Here is a 17,346-nt window from a genome sequence, read left to right on the forward strand (position 1 = left end):
CCGCCGGCGCCCGAAAGCTTTAGTGAATACTGAGATCCCGATATGAAAATGCCCAAGCTCATCATGGTGGCACTGTCCATCTATCTCTTGGCTGCTGCCGGCTGCGGCGCGGTGAAAAGCGTCTCTCCGCGCTACGAAGAGCCCACGACGGGACAACGCGCGCGCGTACGCGTTGTTGGCCTTACACCTCACGTGTTCGCTGCGGAGTGCCCGACACGCGACGCAAAACCCTCCGGGCGCCTGGCGGACTGGGGAGTCGGCGCGAAGCTGGGTAAGCGAAGTCTTGGCATGCCACGGCAGGCCGCTTTCGGTGACGAGGACTACGCAGAGATATACGTGCCCGCAGGCGCCCCGCTCACCATAACCTTTGGTGGGACCTACCAGTCCGCCCAAGGCCCCTACACCAAAGTCTGTACGTCACGCGTGACATTCACGCCGCAGGAAGGGAAGGATTACGAAGTGCGGCAGGCAGCCGGCGGATTCTGTGTCGACGGTGCCGCCGAACTCATTACGACACCACAGGGTACGGTGCTTTCACCGGTAGCCCAAATCAACAATCAGTGTCGGATGTCCATTCTGTAAGGCGGGCATGGACACCGAGCCGATATGGCCGACAGCCCCGCGCTGGTTTGGCATGCTCGACGTGACTGCGGTGCTGAGCTACCGGCGCTTGTCGCGCGAAAACGTAAATTGATACGCATGGAATAGGGGATGGAGGTAGTTAAACAGTACCGCAAAGCGGCGCGATAAGAGCTCACGCGACGTTGAGGTGGGCACCGGCCGCGAGGCGTTTCATGGCATCGCCATAGTGCAACAAGCTGAGTCGCCTCCCTGATGCCATGCCACGCCAACCTCGACTGGAGCTACCCGAAGTTCCTCTACATGTGACGCAACGCGGTGTGAAGTCGAAGCGGGGAAGGCGGGCCATATCGTTACCGTGGCTGTTGCTGCCGCGATTCAAAATCCGCCAGGACACCATGATTTCGGTTTATCTACCTTCGTCCCCTATTCGCTACAAACACCCGTGAGGCAAAAAATGCGTGCTAATTATTGTCTTTCTTCCGTGTGCTTATGGGTCTTCATCGCAATATCTCAGCAGGCGCATGCGCTGGAGGCCAATTTCAGGGTGCCCGAACAGATAGATGAGTTCGGCAAGACTTTCAGGCTTTCCTTTACGTCGGGGAAGGGCGGCTTGTATGAGTACACCACTGAAGGTGAGACGGTCGATAATTGGAGCACCCTTATAACGATTACGTATGCAAAGGGCGTAGTGGTAACACCGATGGAGTGGGCCAAGAGTTTTGCTAAGAGTGCCGCCAGAGAGACACCGCATTACAGCGTATGGATTGATGATGGGCGGGGCTATGCCAAGGTGATCTACGAGCCTGATGGGCGCGTGATTGGCGATAAGCGCTTTTCCAGTTACGAAGTGGATGCCCACAAGACGTACCACGTGCCAGCTTGTCGAGGCTTGGTGACGCTTCAATATGCAACGAGGCCTGACGTCAGCGGTGGTGCTGACCCTGCCGCCAAGCGCGCCACTCTTCTGCAGCTTGCTTCAGAAGCGGAACGATTGGCTTCGGCGGTCGCTGCTTCTTCTTGGGCACCGGATTGTGAAGGTACTGAATAGGTCGCAGCGTCCGTGGGGGAAGGGTTACGCAAGAACAGGGGCCGGCGGGACCGGCCAGAGTTTCCTAGACATTCGCGAGCCGCTTTGTGGACTGCCCCGGAGATGACGCCGCTTCCAGCCCAGGAAAGGCTGATCGGTCCGTCACCATTCCGACGGTGAGGTGAGTAGCACGTAGCTATGCTCCTCCGGTGGGACTGAAGCGTAGGAAAGTCGCTGGGGCGCGTGTTGTAGGCGCGGTGGCGAAAGGCGGTCGCGCACAGGGTGCGCTCCTACAGGTGGGGCATTCGTGCGGCGGGCAAGCGGCCGTGAGGCGGGAGCCGGCTGTTACCCCTGCGGCGGTTGCGTCAGTTCCTGTGCATCCAGGTAGCCGTCGTGGTTGCGGTCCAGCTTGTGGAACTGGCGGCGCAGGTTGTCCTGATACTGCTTGAGCGTGATCGGCTTGCCATGGCCGCCCGGCAGTTCATCGGTTTCCAGCACGCCGTCGCCATTGCGATCGAGGCGATAGAAGCCCTCGCTCATGTGCGCGACGTACTCGGCCTCGCTCACTCGCCCATCATCATCGGTGTCGAACTCGCGCAGGTATTCGGCCGGCGTGCTCTGGGCATGCGCCCAGAGCGGGACCAGCAGCAGGGCGGCGAGGGCGGCCCTGCGTGGCATCAGGCGGCCTCGGTGCGACGGCGCAGCACTGCCAGCGGTTGCGCCCAGGTGGCGCCGGGGCGGCGCTTGCTGGTTACCAGGGTAAGGTCGCTGGGCTGGAACACGTTGATGTTGTGGGTGGCCGGAGTGGTGAGAATGTACTGCGCACGCGTGGACTTGAGGAAGGCGCCCACCTTGTCGATGTTGAAGATGTCCAGGTGCGCGAACGGTTCGTCGATGAACACGAAGCCGCCTGGGCGGTCCTCGTCGCGCATCAGCGCCACCAGCAGCAACAGCGACTTCATCACCTGCTGGCCGCCGGACGCCTCGCCGTCGTCCATGCCGATCCAGCCCTTCTTGTCGAACTCGAAGCGCACGGTGAGGCCGGCCTGGGCCAGCGCGAGATCCTCGTTGACCAGCTCGGGCAGGTCCACGTCTACGCCGATGCCGGCCAGATCGGCCAGCACCTTGAGGTTGCGGGCGTAGCGCTTGACTGTGTTGCGCAGCACGTTGAGATAGGCGGCGCGGGCCTCGTGGGTGATGCGGCCGGCACGCTCCAGGTGCACGCGGCGGCGCTGAAGATCCTGCTTCAGGCCATCGTGGTCGTTGGCGTACTTGTCGCGCAGCGGCACGCAGCCGTCGTCGGTTTCCCAGTGGCCCTCGTTGAGGCGGCGCTCGATGCGCTCGATCTCGCGGCGAACGGCGGCGGGTGATTCGTAACGCTCGCGAAGCTCAGCCATGGCGCGCCGACTGCGGTGGGCAGGACGCACGTGGCTGCGCTTGTGGCGAAACGCCTTGAGGCGGTCGATCTGTTCGTTGCGGTGTTGGTTGTACTGGCGTGCGCTGTCGGCAAGCTGCTGCTGCGCCTGGCGGTGCTCGCGCGCCTCGTTGTCGCGCTGGCGCGAATTCTGCTGGCGCTTCTCGCGGATGCCTTCGTAGTGAGCTTCGGCGGCGGCGTAGCTGTCGGCGCAACGCTGCACGTCGTCCTGCAGGGCGGCCTGGGCCTCGTGGGCTTCGGCGAACTCGTCCGCGCGATCGGCCAGCTGGCGGCTGGCGTTGGCGCCGCGCAGCAGGCTTTCCGCATCGGCCGCCTGCTGCTGCCATTGCTTGCGCTGCTCGGCGATGGTGCGCAGCTGCTGTTCGATCGATTGCAGTCGCGCCTCGCCCTCGCGCAGCTGGCGTTCGCGGGCGCCGCTGCCGAAGTACACGTCGTCCACGCCCAGGTGGCGGCCACCGCGGCGTTCGCGAAAATAGCCCTGCGGGGTGATCCAATCCTGGTCCTTGCCCAGCTTGCTGCCGTCAGCCACGTCCTCGACGCGGCGGATGCGGTCGAGCTGGCGCAGCAGCCACTCCGGCGCGGCGGCAGTGAAGTCCACCACCTCCAGCAGGGAGCCGCGCGTGGGCGTCATCACCGGGGCGCGTTCGGCTACGACGAAATGCTTGTAGCGATGCTGCTCGCCCAGGCGCCATGCGGCTTCGCGATCGCGCGGGTGATCGAGCAACACCACGTGCCGGTAGCCGGCGAGCACCGCTTCCACGGCAGCCTGCCAGCGCGGCTCGGTGATCTCCACGATCTCGCTCAGCATGCTGTGGCCGATGCCGGCCTCGTCCAGCGCGCGGCGGAACGACTGCTCGAACTCCGGCGTGTAGCGCTGGCCACGTCGCCATGCACCAAGCTGCGCAGTCAGCGTGCTCAGCTGGTCGCGCAGCCGCGATTCGTCGTTCTGCAGGCGACCCAGCTGGCTGCGCGCGTCGACCAGCAGCTTGCCCTGCTTCTCGTGGTCGGCTCCGTCCTGCTCGGCCATCAGCTTGCGCAGGTGCTGTTCCTGCTTGAGCAGGGTGGCGTTCTCGGTTTCCGCGCGGCGCGCTTCGTCCAGCTGCGCCTTGGCCTGCTGGCGCGCCTGGTCGGCGGCATGTTGTTCGCTGCGCAGCGATTCCTCGCCTGCGTCCAGCGCCTGCAGGCCAAGCTGCAGTTCCACGTCGCGCGCGGAAAGCTCGCGGCATTTGCGCTTGAGGCCGAGCAGCTGCGGGCGCGCGCCGCGGATGGCGGCATGCAGGTCCGAAAGCTCCGTGCGCGGCAGCGTCTCGGCGACCAGGTCGGCGTGCTCGTGCTTGAGCGCGTCCCACTCCTGCCAGGAACGCACGCGGCCTTCGGCCTCCTGCAGGCTTACCCCGATAAGCGAGAGCTGGTGTTCCAGCCCGTGCAGTTCGCGATCGGCTTCGCCTTGTTCGTTGCGGGCGCGCTGGTAGTCCTCCAGCACGCTCTTGTCGCCGAACACGTCGAACACCAGGTCCAGCAGCGCCTTGGGCGGCATCTGGCACAGCTTGTCGGTGGCGCCCTGTTCCAGCGTGAGCACGCGGCGGATTGCCTGCGACAGGCCGGCGCCTTCCAGGCGCACGCGGTATTCGCGCAGGCCAAGGAAGTCGTTGCGCGCCTCGATCTCGTCCACGCTGACGTCGCCGCCCATCACCGCGTATTGGCGCTGCCACTCGCCGCCTTTCTTCTGGATGCGCACGGCCAGCGTGACTTCGCTGTCCATGATCGGGAAGAACGGGCGCTCGCCGCGCGGTCCCGGCGGGTTGCCCACGCGGGCGCGCAGCCAGGCGAACGGCTTGCCGTTGTGGCGCAGGTAGCTCTTGTAGTCGCGGTTGCCGGCGCAGTCGATGGTGAGCAGCGTGCGCAGCGCGTCGAGCAGGGTGGTCTTGCCCGAGCCGTTGGGGCCGACCACGGTGACGATGTTGGTGTCCAGCGGCAGGCTGAAGCGCTGCCAGTAGTCCCAGTGGATGACTTCGAGGCTGCGGAAATCAAACATCGTGGATCACTTCGCTGTCTTCGCTGATTTCATTCACGTCGCCGTCGGTGTCGTCGTACAGCGGCTCGTCGTCGCCGTCGAGATCCTCGCGCGGGGTGATGCCGGCCAGCAGGTCGCCCAGCGCGCCATCGAGGATGCGTCGCGCGGTGCGCTCGTAGTCGAACACCAGGTCGAGCAGAGGGCCTTCGGCCAGCTCGCCCTTGCGGCGCACGATGAAACCGTGGCGGCTCAACACGCCGAGGTTGAAGTTCACGCGCGTCTTTCCGCCCAGGCGGTCGCCGAAGTCGGCGAGCAGAGTGCGCTCGGCCACCACCGGCGACAGCGAGGCGTCGCGCGAGATCGGCTTGGCCTCGGCGAACATCTGGGTCTGCGAGGCGTCGGCCTCGGCCTGCTGGCGCTCCAGCTGGCGCTGGCGCTTGGGTAGCACGATCAGCGCCCACAGCACCACCAGCAGCGCCACCGCATCGCGGTCCAGCTGCAGCGTGTTGGAGATCCAGCTGTCGCTACCGCCGAACACGTGCTTCTCGTTGGCGCGCGCCACGGCCACGCCGATGTAGGCGGAATAGGGGTGTTCGCGCAGCTCCAGGCCGACCGCGGCGAGGCGGCGGTCGAGGTCTTCGCGGAAGCTCTCGTCCAGCAGCGCCTTGCGGGCCTGCGCGTCCTCGCGCGGCAGCCAGCGCTGCGAGAGCAGGCGCGCGATCAGCGCGGCGATCTCGTCATGCATGTTTCTTGTCCTTGGGATGCAGGCGGCCCGCGCTGACCAGCGCGATCGCCGCCAGGCCCGGGTCGACCAGGCGAGGTTCGATTTCCAGTTTCAACGGCAGGCGCGCGAGGTCAGCGGTGGGGCCCTGCAGCGCGGAGGATTCCGGGTCACCGACCAGTCCCAGCAGCGACAGGCGGTACGCGCTCAGCGCGTAGTCCTCGCCGCGCAGCGCGTCACTCAATTCCATCGGTGCCGCGAGCGCGGCCAGTTCGCCGTGCCAGGCCAGCAGCGGCGAGAGGTCTTCCTCGTCGATGGGCAGGTCGTGCGTGGTGGGGGTGGCCTCGGCGCTGGGCAGCTCGGCGTTCTCGGCAGCGGCGCGCTCGCGCTCGAGCAGCTCGAATTCGGCCACGTCGAGCACGATCTGGTCCTGCAGGAACGGAGGCTGCACCGGCAGCAGGTGTGCTTCGTCGGCGTAACCGCTGAGGACACCGGGCGTGAGCGAGCGCAGCCACGTTACCAGGTCCGACGAGGACAGGCCGGTACGGCCCAGGTGCACGCGGTGCTGGTCGATCTTGTTGAGCTCACGCTGGAACACGCCGGCCTGGCGCAGCAGCGCGCTCTGGGCGCGGCCCACGGCTTGCGCGAGGCGATGCGTGGCCGGGTCGAGATCCTCGCTGTCGGCGATGGCGCGTACCACCTCGGTGCCTTTTTCCACCCAGGTCCACACCGATTCCAGCCGCGTCGCCGCGCGGCGGATGCGATGCTCGGAACCGGACAGCACGGCGCGGTCGAAGTCTTCCTTCAGCTCCGACAGGCGCGACAGCAGGTGGCCAAGCTCGTCGGCGGAAATGCGCCCCACCGCTTGGCCCGCGGCAAGCTGCGCCGTGATGTAGCCCAGGCCATCCTCGTCGTCGCGCTCGAATTCCAGCAGCGTGGACACCGAGGCCAGCGCCTTGCGACCCAGCGGGCTCACGCGGTAACGCAGCGTCTCGCTGTCCCAGGTGAGCAGCTCGTGCTCCTTCAGGCGCTGCACCACGGTTTCCAGCTTCACCGGCTCGACGAAGGCGAGCTGGTCGCGGATTTCCGCTGGCGTCCATTCCGGAGCATGGGCGCGTGCACCCAGCGTGCGCAGTACCAGCAGGCGCAGCAGCACCTGGGCCTCGCCGCCATGGAACAGTGCGCTGAACGCGCGCAGCAGGGCGCGGCCGCGCAGCAGCGGGAACACTGCAGGCAGGTCCTCGGCGCTGACGCCTTCGCGCAATACGTCCTGCAGACGCTCGTCGGCGTCTGCGCTGTCGATCGGCATCATCAGGCGGGCTGGCTCAGCGGCCCGCGCCGTGGATGCCGATGAACTGCAGGAACTCCGAACGCGTGCGCGCGTCGTCGCGGAAGGCACCAAGCATCTGGCTGGTGATCATCGACACGCCGCGCTTGTGTACGCCGCGGGTGGTCATGCATTCGTGGCTGGCATCGATCACCACGGCCACGCCGGCCGGCTGCAGGTTTTCCTGGATGCACTGCGCGATCTGCGCGGTGAGCTTTTCCTGCACCTGGAAGCGGCGCGCATAGGCATCGACCACGCGCGCGAGCTTGCTGATGCCCACCACGCGGTTGGTCGGCAGGTAGCCGACGTGGGCGCGGCCGATGATCGGCGCCATGTGGTGTTCGCAGTGGCTTTCGAACTCGATGTCGCGCAGCACCACCATTTCGTCGTAGCCGGCCACCTCCTCGAAGGTGCGGCGCAGGTACTCGCCCGGGTCGATCTGGTAGCCGGAGAACCAGTCCCTGTAGGCCTTGACCACGCGCTTGGGCGTGTCGAGCAGGCCCTCACGGCTAGGATCCTCGCCCGACCAGCGCAGCAGGACGCGCACGGCCTCCTCGGCCTGTTCGCGGGTGACTCCGGTCGGTTCGTGATGCTCGCTCATGCGGGTTCCTTCAGGTACGGCTTGAGACCGGTCAGTTTAACCCGCCCGTCAAGTCCTTGGGGCCGTGGCGGCCCACGCCTGCCTGGCGGGCCGCCGCCTCGATTTTGAAAAGGGCTGAAGGCTAGACTGGGCGCCACACCAAGGGAGGGCTTGTGCATGGGCAAGGGAATATGGATTTGGGCGGCAGTGCTGGCTGGCGTGGCTACCGCGGCGGGCGCGGGCAGCATCAAGGAGGAGGTGCACAAGCAGGCCGAGGCCAGCATGCTGGTGACGGGCACCGTGCAGGTGAACCAGGACGGCACCGTGCAGGGCTACACGCTGGACAAGCCTGACCAGCTGCCGGCACCGGTGGTGCAGCTGATCGCCAAGAACGTGCCGCACTGGACCTTCCAGCATCCGCCGACCACCGATCCGGTCTACACCACCAGCATGAGCCTGCGCCTGCTGGCCGATCCGGTCGATGGGGACAATTTCCGCCTCACCATCCAGGGTGCCTCGTTTGGCGACAAGGGCACCGCGAGCGGCGAAACCGTGAGCATGAAATCGCGCATTCCACCGCGCTACCCGCAGGAGGCCGCGCGCGCGGGTGTCTCGGGCACGGTCTACCTGCTGCTGCGGGTAGGGCGCGACGGCCATGTGGAGGACGTGATCGCCGAGCAGGTCAACCTCGACCAGTACGCCAGCCGCGGCGTGATGAATCATTTCCGCGACACGCTCAGCAATGCCGCCCTGGACGTGGCCAGGCAATGGACGTTCAACACGCCCACGCAGGGCGGTGAGGTCGATGCGCCGTACTGGGTCGCACGCGTGCCGGTGGCGTTCAATCTCAACAAGCCCAACAGCGCGGGTGAACCGCGACGCTACGGCACCTGGCGCATGTACATCCCCGGTCCCCGCCAGGTGGCGCCGTGGGTGAAGGACCAGCGGCTGCTGGCGACGGCGCCCGATGCGGTGGCCGACGATGGCCTGCATACGCTGGGCACCGGCCTGCAGCTCACTTCGCCGCTGGGCAGCGGCGGCTGAGTTCAGCTGCTGCAGGCCCGGAACAGGCTGATGCGATCAGCCTCGACCGGGCCCTGGGCGCGCAACCACGGCTCACCGGCGACGGTAGCCGTGCACGGGCCCAGCGTGGCGATGCGAATGGGGCGGCGGCGTGATTCCTGCTGCAGTCGCGCCAGCATGTCGCGCAGCATGCCGCCGCCGAACGGCGTGTAGAGGTAGAACAGCGTGCCGGCCGAAAGGTCCGCCTCGCGCGCGTCCTGGGCCAGGAAATCCACCCGGTCGAGCTTGAGCGCCCGTGCGCTGTGGCGGGCGCTGCGCACGTAGGCGTCCTCGTACTCCACGCCGATGGCGCGCGCGCCGCAGTGGATGGTGGTGAGCATCGGCACATGGCCGAGCCCGGAGCCGAGGTCGACCAGGATGTCTTCCCGGCCGAGTCGGGCGCGATCAAGCAGGTCAAACACATGGCGCGCGGGCGTGGGCTGGTAGAACACCATGTCCGTAGCTGGCGAGCCGGTCGCGCCGGGCTCGTCGAAGCAGAGCACTTCGCTGACCAGTGCGTCGAGGTGGTCGTAGCCGAGCGGCGCGGGGCGTGCGCAGGGCGTGGCCCAGCCATCGAGTGCCTGCCTGCCGCCACCCAGCACGATGGCCTGGCGGATCGCCTCGCACAGGCGGTGCTGCACGTCGGCCAGCTTTTCGTGCAAGGTCCGCGCTCGTCGCAGCAGCGGCGTGCCGTCGGCCTCCTGCGCATGGGCAAGTACATCTTCCAGCCGCTCCATGGCATCGACGCGCTCGCGCAGGCGTTCGGGTTGTTCTAGCGAATGATCGCTCTCTAGCTCACAGATCAGGTCGTGCAGCATGGCGAATTCCGACAGGCGTACTTGGCTAACAGGCCGGATGCTGCCATTGATGGGCCTGCCCGAACTTGAACGCAGGATCCCGCCTCGCCGTGGACCGGGAACGATTCCACGGCCGATGGGTCGCACCCGCCGGCATCGCAAGGTACTGCGCGTACTTCACAACGACGGGTCATCAAGTTCCTCCGCTGGCGGCCGATAGCTCCTCTGGAACCCCCATCGAGTCTTCCCGTGAACATCAACCTGAGCACGACCAAGTCGAGCATCCCGGTGACCATCGCCAGCACCTCCACGACCGCTACCAACGCCAGCGCGTCGGGCTCGTCGTCGTCGTCGGGCTCGTCCAGCGGTACTTCGTCCGCAACGACGTCCAGCACTTCCAAGTCGTCGAGCAGCAAGAGCGCCTCGGCGGCGGGTATGGCGGGTGGTGCCGGCGGTGGTTCCAGCAGCTCCAGCAGCTCGACTTCGACCACGGTCGAGACGTTACAGCGCCTGGTGGCGCAGCTGCAGAAGCAGCTCTCCCAGGAGCAGCAGCAGTTGCAGAAGGCGCAGAACAGCAGCAAGGGCCAGGGCGAGGCAGGCATGACCGCCGTGGCCGGCCTGCAGACGCAGGTGGCGACCACCTCGAGCGAACTGGCCACCGCCACCAGCGAACTGTCCACCGCCCTGCTGGCCGAAGGCAGCAGCAGTACCGGCAGCCTGGTCAGCACCTCGGCCTGAGCGCCATCCGGCGCCGGGGTGCTCAAACCTCGGCGTCGTCCTCGCCGGCGTCTTCGAGCGTCGGCAGGTTGTCGCCCAGCAACTGCTTCGCCTCGTCGCCCGAAAGGGTCTCCACGCCACGCAACTTGCGCTCGATGGCGCGCGTGCGCACGCTGGCCTGGTCGATCACGTTGCTGGCCTCGCTAAGCTTTTTGCGGGTCTTTTCCAGCACCGTGCCGAACTTGCCGAACTCGGTCTTCACCGCGCCGAGCAGGGTCCACACCTCGCTGCTGCGCTTGGCGATGGCCAGCGTGCGGAAGCCCATCTGCAGGCTGTTGAGCAGCGCGGTGAGCGTGGTGGGGCCGGCCACGGTGACGTGGTGTTCGCGCTGCAGCGTCTCGAACAGCCCCGGGCGGCGGATCACTTCCGCATACAGGCCCTCGGTGGGCAGGAACAGCACGGCGAAGTCGGTGGTGTGCGGCGGCGCCACGTACTTGCTGCGGATGCGCTTGGCCTCCTCGCGCACGCGCGTTTCCAGCGCGCGGCCCGCCTGTGCGGCGGCCTCGGCATCGGCGGCCTCCTGGGCATCGAGCAGGCGCTGGTAGTCCTCCACCGGGAACTTCGCGTCGATCGGCAGGTAGAGCTGGCCGCCCTCGCTGGCGCCGGGCATGCGTATGGCAAATTCCACGCGCTCGCTGCTGTCGGGAATGGTGGCCACGTTGGCGTCGTACTGCTCGGTGGTGAGCAGCTGTTCGAGCAGCGCGCTCAGCTGCACTTCGCCGAGGATGCCGCGCGTCTTCACGTTGGTGAGCACGCGCTTGAGGTCACCCACGCCGGTGGCGAGGTTCTGCATTTCGCCCAGGCCGCGCTGCACCTGTTCCAGCCGCTCGGACACCAGCGCGAAGGACTGGCCCAGGCGCGTTTCCAGCGTGGTCTGCAGCTTCTCGTCCACGGTGGCGCGCATCTGTTCCAGCTTGGCGGCGTTGTCGTCCTGGATCGCCTTGAGCTTGGTTTCCAGCGTGGCGCGTACTTCGTTGAGGCGCTTCTCGTTGTCGGCGGTGAGCGCGGCCAGGCGCTGCTGCTGCTGTTCGCCGAAGCGGTTGAGGGTAAGCGTGAGCTCCTCGCGGCTGTGGCGTGCATCGTCGGCCAGGCGCTGGGCCAGCGACTGCAGGCCGTTGTCGGTGCGTTCGGTGAGCAGGTCCAGGCGCTGCCCGAACTGGGCGATGCGCTCGTGCTGCTGCGTGCTCATGTTGCCCAGCTGCTCCTGCACCAGGCCGCGGAACTGGGTCAGCGTCTGGCCGATCTCGCCGCGCCCGGCGCGCTGCTCCTGCGCCAGTGCTTCGCGCAGATGGCGGTTGTCGTCCTTGAGGGTATCCAGGCGCGCGGTGAGGCCGCCATCGTCGCGCTGGCGCAGCAGGCTCATCACTTGCAGCGCGAGCACCGCCAGCACGGCGAGGACAAGCACGATCAACAGGATTTCGGTGGCGGACATCGCGGTACCTGGTAGCACAGGGCGCCAAGTGTACGCGCTGGCGTCTCAGATGCCGGGATCAGGCCGCATCGACCGGGAAGGCACCCTGGTCGTAGGCCTTGGCATAGGCCTTCCAGTCGCGACGTGTCTGGTTGGCGCAGGTTTCGGCCAGTTCCAGCAGTTGGCCGGGCCAGCGGCGTTTTCCGGCGAAGGCGATCAGGGTGTCGGCGGTGGCCGAGCCCTGGCGCCCGCTGCTGCGCAGCTGCGACCAGGCGGTGAGCCGGCCCATGGCGCCAAGCACGCCTTCAAGCCGTTCGAGCTTGCCGTTCCAGCTGGCCAGCGCCACGCGGTCCTCGGTGGGCTGCAGGCCGCGCAGCACGTAGCTCTTCTTGCCCATGGTCACGGCGCGTAGGAAGGCCGGCGAGATCGCCTGCATGCGCTGTTGCACGCCGACCACGCGTGCCGCCTCGCTGGCCCAGGCGGGTTGTTCGATCTGCAGCTGCGGCACCAGCGAGGAGGGCAGGGCCTCCTTGAGGTCGAGGAAGTAGTTGCCGTCGGGCGAACCCTTGCCCTCGACCAGGATGGAGTAGCGATCCACGCCGAGGCTGCCGGTGCCGGCGATGCGGCGCGCCACGTCCAGCACCTGGTAGAAGCCGGGGTTGGCCTCCTTCGCGCAGATCTTGCCGATCAGCGCGGTGACCTTCTCGCGCTGCCGCCCGGTGACCGGCAAGGCGCGCTTGCCGTCCAGGCGGATCAGCCGGCGCTTGCCCTTGCGTTCGGTGCGTCCGTCGAGGAAATGCTGGCGCAGGCGTCCGCGCAGGTCGTTGAGCAGGTCGCCCACCATGCCCTGCGCGATGTCGCGTTCGATCCAGCGCGCCTTGCCCAGGGCCAGCGCGCCGCGATAGGCGTCAAGGAAGTTGGCGCACAGGTGGCGCGCCTGCGCCTTGCTCAGCCCGAGGCTGCCGGCCGCGAGGTGCACGCTGGTCAGCAGGCGGATCAGCTCCCAGCTGCACGGTGCCAGCGCGGCCTCGTCGAAATCGTTGAGGTCGAAATAGACCAGCCGGTTGTCGCCCTTGTAGCTGCCGAAGTTCTCCAGGTGCAGGTCGCCGCACACCCAGGTGGGCGGCGCCTTGGCGAACACCTTGGCCTCGGGCAGCTGCGCGTAGAACAGGTGGCAGGTGCCGCGCAGGAATACGAAGGGATCGCGGCGCATCGCCGCGTACTTGCGTTGCAGCCGTTCGGGGTCACGCCCGGTGTTGAAGTCACGGATGGTTTCGACGACATCGGACATGACCACGCTCCAGCAGGGCAGGTGCTCAGGCTACATCACGCGGCAGAACACGGCCTTGAGGTAGCGGCCTTCCGGCACGTCGCTGCGGAACGGATGGTCGGCACCCGCGCCGGCCACGTGCAGCACCTGGATCTCGCGACCGGCATTGAGCGCCACGCGACGCAGCATCTCCAGGAAATCCGCCTCGCTGACCAGGCCGGTGCACGAGCAGGTGAGCAGCAGGCCGCCCGGCGGGATCACGTCGAGTGCCAGGCGATTCATCGCGAAGTACTTCTTCAGCGCGTCCACCACCTTGTTGCGGTCGCGGGTGAGCTTGGCCGGGTCCAGGATCACCGCGTCGTACTGCTCGCCACGTGCCACCGCGTTGCGCAGCCAGTCGAAGATGTCGGCCGCCTCGAACGCCACCGGCACGTCGTTGGCCTCGGCGTTGGCGCGGGCGATCTCCAGGATGCCCGGGTCCATGTCCACGCCGGTGGCCGAAGCCGCACCCGCGGCCAGCGCATGCACGGCAAAGCCGCCGGCGTTGCAGCACAGGTCCAGCACGCGGCGGCCCTTGGCCAGGCGCGCGAAGTGATGGCGGTTCTCGCGCTGGTCGGCGAAGAAGCCGGTCTTGTGGCCATAGCCCGGTGCCGCATGGAAACGCAGGCCGTGCTCGTGCACTTCCACCGGCGCCGGCGCCTCGGGCGAGCGGCAGTCGAAGGATTCCTGCTTCTGCACGTGGTTCTCGGCGAACCAGTACAGGCGCGCCTCCGGGAAGTGGCGCTTGAGCGCGGCGTGGATGGCCTCGCGGAAGCGCCACATGCCGGCGGCGAAGTATTCGATCACCAGGATGTCGGCATAGCGGTCCACCACCAGGCCCGACAGGCCATCACCCTCGCTGTGCACCACGCGCCAGGCGTCGCTCACGCGATCGAGTTGCAGCAGCTCCTGGCGCAGCGCAATCGCGCGGTCGATGCGCGTGGCGATCCACTGGGCGTCGATGGCCTCGGCCGGGTCGGTGGTGAGCAGGCGCAACGCGATGCGCGCATGCCCATTCCAGAAGCCACGACCGACGAAGCGGCCCTTGGCGTCCTCGACATCGACCACGCTGCCCGGGGGCAGGCGGTTCTCGGGCTTGTGCACCTGCGCGGACCACACCCAGGGGTGGCCGGGGCTGCGGTCGGACTTGAGGCGGATGACGGGGAGGGGGGAAGCGGGGGTACTCATCCGCGTATTGTAGCGGGCCGGGCCGCCGTGCGACGCCCGGCTGCAGGGGCGCACCCTGTGCGCGACCGCAGCGCCCGGGCGTCACCGCTACGTAGGCTCTTCGCGCACAGGGTGCGCTCCTACAGGGGGTGTCAGCGCAGGCGCAGCGCCAGCCAGGACAGCAGGGCGAGCAGGTTGATGCCCAGGCGGGCCACGCCCGGCCCCGCCACCGCCAGCAGGAAGCCCTCGCTGCCGAAATGCCAGTCCAGCCCCAGCCGCACCGGCAGGTGCAGCGTGGCGTACACGTTCACGAAGCCGCCGGTGTACAGCGCGTAGCTGAGGATCGGCGTGGCGATAAGCGGCAACTGCAGCAGCTGGGCCCAGCCCGACAGCGACACGCCGCGCTCGCTGCCTTCCAGCAGCAGCACGCCGGCCACCAGTATGAAGGTGTAGAGCACCAGTCCGATCACCGCCACCAGCGAATCGTGCGTGCCGAACGGCAGCAGCCGGCGCAGCATGTTCACCATGCCCATGAAGCCGCCGGCCACTTCGAGGATGCCGATCAGTCGGAAAAGGAAATTGCGCACGTGCCCATCCCTACCCAAAAGTCGGGAGCATAGCGGAACGCTCTTGCCCAGCGCGCACCTTCAGGCACGCGAGGCGCAGGCGGTCATAAAACGCTCAGGACCCGGGAAAAGCGTGGCAATCGACCCAATCGACCCCGCTGTCCGCCGTGTGGTCCAGCAACCATGGCACTGCTGCCTGCGCCTTAGGGTGGATGTCGTGGAACAGGATCACCCCACGGCGCCAAAGCAGCATCAGGGTCAGCACCCGTTGTTTTACCTGGTCGGCATCGACCTTGCTGCTCCAGTCTTGCGAGTCGATATTCCAGAGAACCACGCGCAGCCCCTGCGCATCAAAGAACGGTCCGCTGTCTGCACGACGTTGGCCATAGGGCGGGCGGAACAGCGGGGCGTAGCTGCCGGGAAGGCTGTCGTGGACCAGCGCAATGGTCCTCTCGACCGAGTCCTGCCACTCGGGCCAGGAGCTGTGCGACTTGTGCTCCCAGCCGTGAGCACCCACGCACATGCCCTGGTAGCTCGCCGCCAACTGGGCCGCGGGTGTCTGCTGCAAACGAGCCTGCAGCGGCGCACCGAGCAGGAAGAAGGTCGCCGTGAGCTGTCGCTGGCGCAGCACGGCAAGCAACTTGTCCGTGTTGCCATCCGCTCGCGTCGGGCCATCGTCGAAGGTCAGCAGGAAGTGGCGGTCTGGCAGTTCGTTGCCGCTTAGCTCGCGGGGTGAATAGGTATCCACTTCGCTGCTGATCTGTGGGAACAAGGAAGCTAGTCGCAATAACTCGTCCAGATAGGTGCGATGAAAATCCCCTGCTGCCTTGAACCAGGCGGTGTAGCGATCGCCCTCCGCAACCGTGAAGTGGTCGGCGGTCTTCTTGAAATCATCCTCGCTCGTTACGCGGGTGCAGAACGCGTCAGCCGGCTGGCAATGGGCGGCCGCGAGCTGATAGTTCGACGTCAGGCGCTGCCAGTAGATGGAGCGCATGTGGTCCACTGCTCCGCGGTCAAGCTGCTTGAGCTTCAGCTCATCCCTTAGGTCGTCGTCACCGAGTTTCTCGCTAGCGGCGAGCGCGTGGCCAAATGCCAGCAGCTCGGCGCGCGAGGCACGGTCGAATGCTGCTGGTGAATTGAGCGGCTCAGGCCACAGGCTCCTATCCATCGAGGCGACGGCACTGGGACCGGCGGCATGTGATGGCCCGACCAAGAGAGCTGCCAGCCCCAGCAGGGCAGGAAGTTTGCGCATGGATCAAGGACTCCGGCAATGAAAAACCCCCGGGGATCCGGGGGTTGAGAGGACTTACTGGTGGCCGCCGACGCGTTCGATGGCGGTGTCGTAGACCGGGTTAGCTTTCTCCCGCTTGGCTGCCTGGTAGCTCTCCAGGGCATTGGCGGACTGGCCCGCGTCCTCGTACATCCTGCCGATGTTGTAGTAGGAGCTGGCGCGAACAGTGGCTGCCGTGGCTCCGCTGGCGAGCGCGATGGCCTTGCGGTTGGCCCAGATGGCTTCCGCGCTACGGCCGGCCTTCTGATAGGCCAGGCCCAGGTTGCTGTAGGCCTGTCCATAGTTCGGGTCCTGCTCGATCGCCTGTCCGTACAGGGTGATCGCCTGGTCCAGTTGGCCGGCGTGATAGGCCTTTTCGCCCGACTGGTTGAGCGCCCGCGCATGCGTCACGTCGACGGGGGCCTGGTTGGCGGCGACCACATGGGTCTGATCGTTGCCGAAGCCAGTCAAGGAGTCGAGCACATGTTCCGGATCGACTTGCACGCCACTCAGCGTGTTGATGTCCTGGAACTCGCCATCGCCGGTGATGCGGAACACCGTCCACAGGTTGCCGGGCTGGTTCTGCGGCACGTAGTAGGTCCGCACCAGTGACTCGCCTATATAGACGAACACCTTCGCCTGGCTGGTCGACAGTGCATGCGTCGCCGGCTGGTTCTGGTCGGTGTAGTCGTGCACGGCATATACGTAGGTCTCACCCTGGTACTTGAACTGGAGTGTGACGGTCTCGGGGCCGAAGCCATTCGTATCGTCGACATCCAGGTTGGCGTCCTGTCCACGCCTGTTGCGCCAGTAGATATGGTTGCCTGGATAGGCGATATGCGAGTCCAGGTCCTTCGGTGTGTCGCCCCAGGTCAGGACCACGCGAAGGCCATCGAGATTCTGCATCACGGGACTGAGCGCATACGTAAGGCCAGTGCAGGGACATTTGGCGACCAGGTTGGAATAGCCGTCCTTCTTGATGATGATCAGCGAGTTGCTGTCACCCAGCAGGCCCGCATCGAAACTGGCCGTGCCTTGGGCGTCGGTCGTCGCGTTGACCGACTGTGTGCCGTTCTTCTGGAGGATGATTGATGCACCACCGATCTTCTGATCCTTGATCGTGGCGCTCAGCACCTGCACCTGGGAATTCCCGGCATGAGCGGCCGTGGCAGCGATGAACGCCAGGAAAAATGAAAATGCACGCTTTCCAACAACCATACAGCCCCCTGTCATATGGATGGATAAACCGCCGCGCATGTTAGGCGAGGTCGCCGTCCGCACAAAGGTCAAATTCGGCCAAA

At 66.5% G+C, this 17,346-nt stretch carries 16 protein-coding genes; 4 read left to right on the top strand and 12 right to left on the bottom strand.

Features of this window, described 5'->3' with window-relative positions:
• Positions 1-48 precede the first annotated feature (48 nt).
• Together DVU99_RS07850 and DVU99_RS19705 are read left to right on the top strand one after the other, a co-directional pair.
• Entirely contained in the window at positions 49-582 is a 534-nt protein-coding gene (locus DVU99_RS07850; protein WP_157971380.1) for a hypothetical protein, read from the top strand.
• A 355-nt stretch (positions 583-937) separates the two neighbouring features.
• Positions 938-1,630 carry a hypothetical protein gene (locus DVU99_RS19705; protein WP_157971381.1) on the top strand — a complete coding sequence of 231 codons (693 nt, stop codon included), beginning with the start codon at positions 938-940 and terminating at the stop codon, positions 1,628-1,630.
• 324 nt (positions 1,631-1,954) lie between these two features.
• Here DVU99_RS19705 and DVU99_RS07855 read toward each other — a convergent pair whose 3' ends face one another.
• Genes DVU99_RS07855 through folE form a run of 5 tightly spaced genes read right to left on the bottom strand, consistent with a single transcriptional unit; the run spans position 1,955 to position 7,707 of the window.
• The gene (locus tag DVU99_RS07855) at positions 1,955-2,287 is read right to left on the bottom strand and encodes an EF-hand domain-containing protein (RefSeq protein ID WP_114239655.1); all 333 of its coding nucleotides are present in this window, start codon (positions 2,285-2,287) and stop codon (positions 1,955-1,957) included.
• A complete protein-coding gene (locus DVU99_RS07860; RefSeq protein WP_114239656.1) occupies positions 2,287-5,079 on the bottom strand; it encodes an AAA family ATPase in 2,793 nt (930 codons plus the stop codon). Before DVU99_RS07860 ends, DVU99_RS07855 begins: the two co-directional genes overlap by 1 nt.
• The gene (locus tag DVU99_RS07865; protein WP_114239657.1) at positions 5,072-5,803 is read right to left on the bottom strand and encodes a hypothetical protein; all 732 of its coding nucleotides are present in this window, start codon (positions 5,801-5,803) and stop codon (positions 5,072-5,074) included. The genes DVU99_RS07860 and DVU99_RS07865 overlap by 8 nt, the downstream gene beginning before the upstream one ends.
• Positions 5,796-7,091, bottom strand: coding sequence for a hypothetical protein (locus tag DVU99_RS07870; protein WP_114239658.1), 1,296 nt, complete (start codon positions 7,089-7,091; stop codon positions 5,796-5,798). Before DVU99_RS07870 ends, DVU99_RS07865 begins: the two co-directional genes overlap by 8 nt.
• Before the next feature lie 13 nt (positions 7,092-7,104).
• Positions 7,105-7,707 carry a GTP cyclohydrolase I FolE gene (folE, locus tag DVU99_RS07875; RefSeq protein ID WP_114239659.1) on the bottom strand — a complete coding sequence of 201 codons (603 nt, stop codon included), beginning with the start codon at positions 7,705-7,707 and terminating at the stop codon, positions 7,105-7,107.
• A gap of 156 nt (positions 7,708-7,863) precedes the next feature.
• Between folE and DVU99_RS07880 the strand changes: the two genes are divergently transcribed.
• A complete protein-coding gene (locus tag DVU99_RS07880) occupies positions 7,864-8,730 on the top strand; it encodes an energy transducer TonB (protein ID WP_157971382.1) in 867 nt (288 codons plus the stop codon).
• A gap of 2 nt (positions 8,731-8,732) precedes the next feature.
• Here the strand turns inward: DVU99_RS07880 and DVU99_RS07885 are convergent, their stop codons facing one another.
• Positions 8,733-9,566: a hypothetical protein gene (locus DVU99_RS07885; RefSeq protein WP_114239661.1), complete on the bottom strand. Its 834-nt coding sequence runs from the start codon at positions 9,564-9,566 to the stop codon at positions 8,733-8,735.
• Between the two features lie 228 nt (positions 9,567-9,794).
• On the opposite strand from DVU99_RS07885, the gene DVU99_RS07890 reads away from it, so the two are divergent.
• Positions 9,795-10,283, top strand: coding sequence for a hypothetical protein (locus DVU99_RS07890; RefSeq protein ID WP_114239662.1), 489 nt, complete (start codon positions 9,795-9,797; stop codon positions 10,281-10,283).
• Positions 10,284-10,305: 22 nt separating this feature from the next.
• Here DVU99_RS07890 and rmuC read toward each other — a convergent pair whose 3' ends face one another.
• The 6 genes from rmuC to DVU99_RS07920 form a co-directional block, all read right to left on the bottom strand.
• Complete coding sequence (gene rmuC / locus DVU99_RS07895) at positions 10,306-11,754, bottom strand: DNA recombination protein RmuC (protein ID WP_114239663.1); 1,449 nt, start codon at positions 11,752-11,754, stop codon at positions 10,306-10,308.
• A 58-nt stretch (positions 11,755-11,812) separates the two neighbouring features.
• Positions 11,813-13,024, bottom strand: a complete 1,212-nt coding sequence (locus DVU99_RS07900) for a DUF2252 domain-containing protein (RefSeq protein ID WP_114239664.1) — start codon at positions 13,022-13,024, stop codon at positions 11,813-11,815.
• 30 nt (positions 13,025-13,054) lie between these two features.
• Entirely contained in the window at positions 13,055-14,230 is a 1,176-nt protein-coding gene (locus DVU99_RS07905) for a class I SAM-dependent rRNA methyltransferase (protein ID WP_114239665.1), read from the bottom strand.
• Positions 14,231-14,361: 131 nt separating this feature from the next.
• Positions 14,362-14,796, bottom strand: a complete 435-nt coding sequence (locus DVU99_RS07910) for a hypothetical protein (RefSeq protein ID WP_114239666.1) — start codon at positions 14,794-14,796, stop codon at positions 14,362-14,364.
• A gap of 94 nt (positions 14,797-14,890) precedes the next feature.
• Positions 14,891-16,027: a polysaccharide deacetylase family protein gene (locus DVU99_RS07915; protein ID WP_114239667.1), complete on the bottom strand. Its 1,137-nt coding sequence runs from the start codon at positions 16,025-16,027 to the stop codon at positions 14,891-14,893.
• Between the two features lie 54 nt (positions 16,028-16,081).
• Entirely contained in the window at positions 16,082-17,185 is a 1,104-nt protein-coding gene (locus tag DVU99_RS07920; RefSeq protein WP_198670228.1) for a tetratricopeptide repeat protein, read from the bottom strand.
• Positions 17,186-17,346 lie beyond the last annotated feature (161 nt).

The sequence above is a fragment of the Dyella sp. C9 genome (assembly GCF_003332825.1).
Taxonomy (GTDB): domain Bacteria; phylum Pseudomonadota; class Gammaproteobacteria; order Xanthomonadales; family Rhodanobacteraceae; genus Dyella.

What these genes read in the sequence shown, in the direction of transcription:
- DVU99_RS07885 (WP_114239661.1), bottom strand. Translation starts at nt 9,566, where the DNA reads ATGCTGCACGACCTGATCTGTGAGCTAGAGAGCGATCATTCGCTAGAA.
- DVU99_RS07850 (WP_157971380.1), top strand. Translation starts at nt 49, where the DNA reads ATGCCCAAGCTCATCATGGTGGCACTGTCCATCTATCTCTTGGCTGCT.
- folE (WP_114239659.1), bottom strand. Translation starts at nt 7,707, where the DNA reads ATGAGCGAGCATCACGAACCGACCGGAGTCACCCGCGAACAGGCCGAG.
- DVU99_RS07860 (WP_114239656.1), bottom strand. Translation starts at nt 5,079, where the DNA reads ATGTTTGATTTCCGCAGCCTCGAAGTCATCCACTGGGACTACTGGCAG.
- DVU99_RS07855 (WP_114239655.1), bottom strand. Translation starts at nt 2,287, where the DNA reads ATGCCACGCAGGGCCGCCCTCGCCGCCCTGCTGCTGGTCCCGCTCTGG.
- DVU99_RS07900 (WP_114239664.1), bottom strand. Translation starts at nt 13,024, where the DNA reads ATGTCCGATGTCGTCGAAACCATCCGTGACTTCAACACCGGGCGTGAC.
- DVU99_RS07915 (WP_114239667.1), bottom strand. Translation starts at nt 16,027, where the DNA reads ATGCGCAAACTTCCTGCCCTGCTGGGGCTGGCAGCTCTCTTGGTCGGG.
- DVU99_RS07880 (WP_157971382.1), top strand. Translation starts at nt 7,864, where the DNA reads ATGGGCAAGGGAATATGGATTTGGGCGGCAGTGCTGGCTGGCGTGGCT.
- rmuC (WP_114239663.1), bottom strand. Translation starts at nt 11,754, where the DNA reads ATGTCCGCCACCGAAATCCTGTTGATCGTGCTTGTCCTCGCCGTGCTG.
- DVU99_RS07865 (WP_114239657.1), bottom strand. Translation starts at nt 5,803, where the DNA reads ATGCATGACGAGATCGCCGCGCTGATCGCGCGCCTGCTCTCGCAGCGC.
- DVU99_RS07905 (WP_114239665.1), bottom strand. Translation starts at nt 14,230, where the DNA reads ATGAGTACCCCCGCTTCCCCCCTCCCCGTCATCCGCCTCAAGTCCGAC.
- DVU99_RS07870 (WP_114239658.1), bottom strand. Translation starts at nt 7,091, where the DNA reads ATGATGCCGATCGACAGCGCAGACGCCGACGAGCGTCTGCAGGACGTA.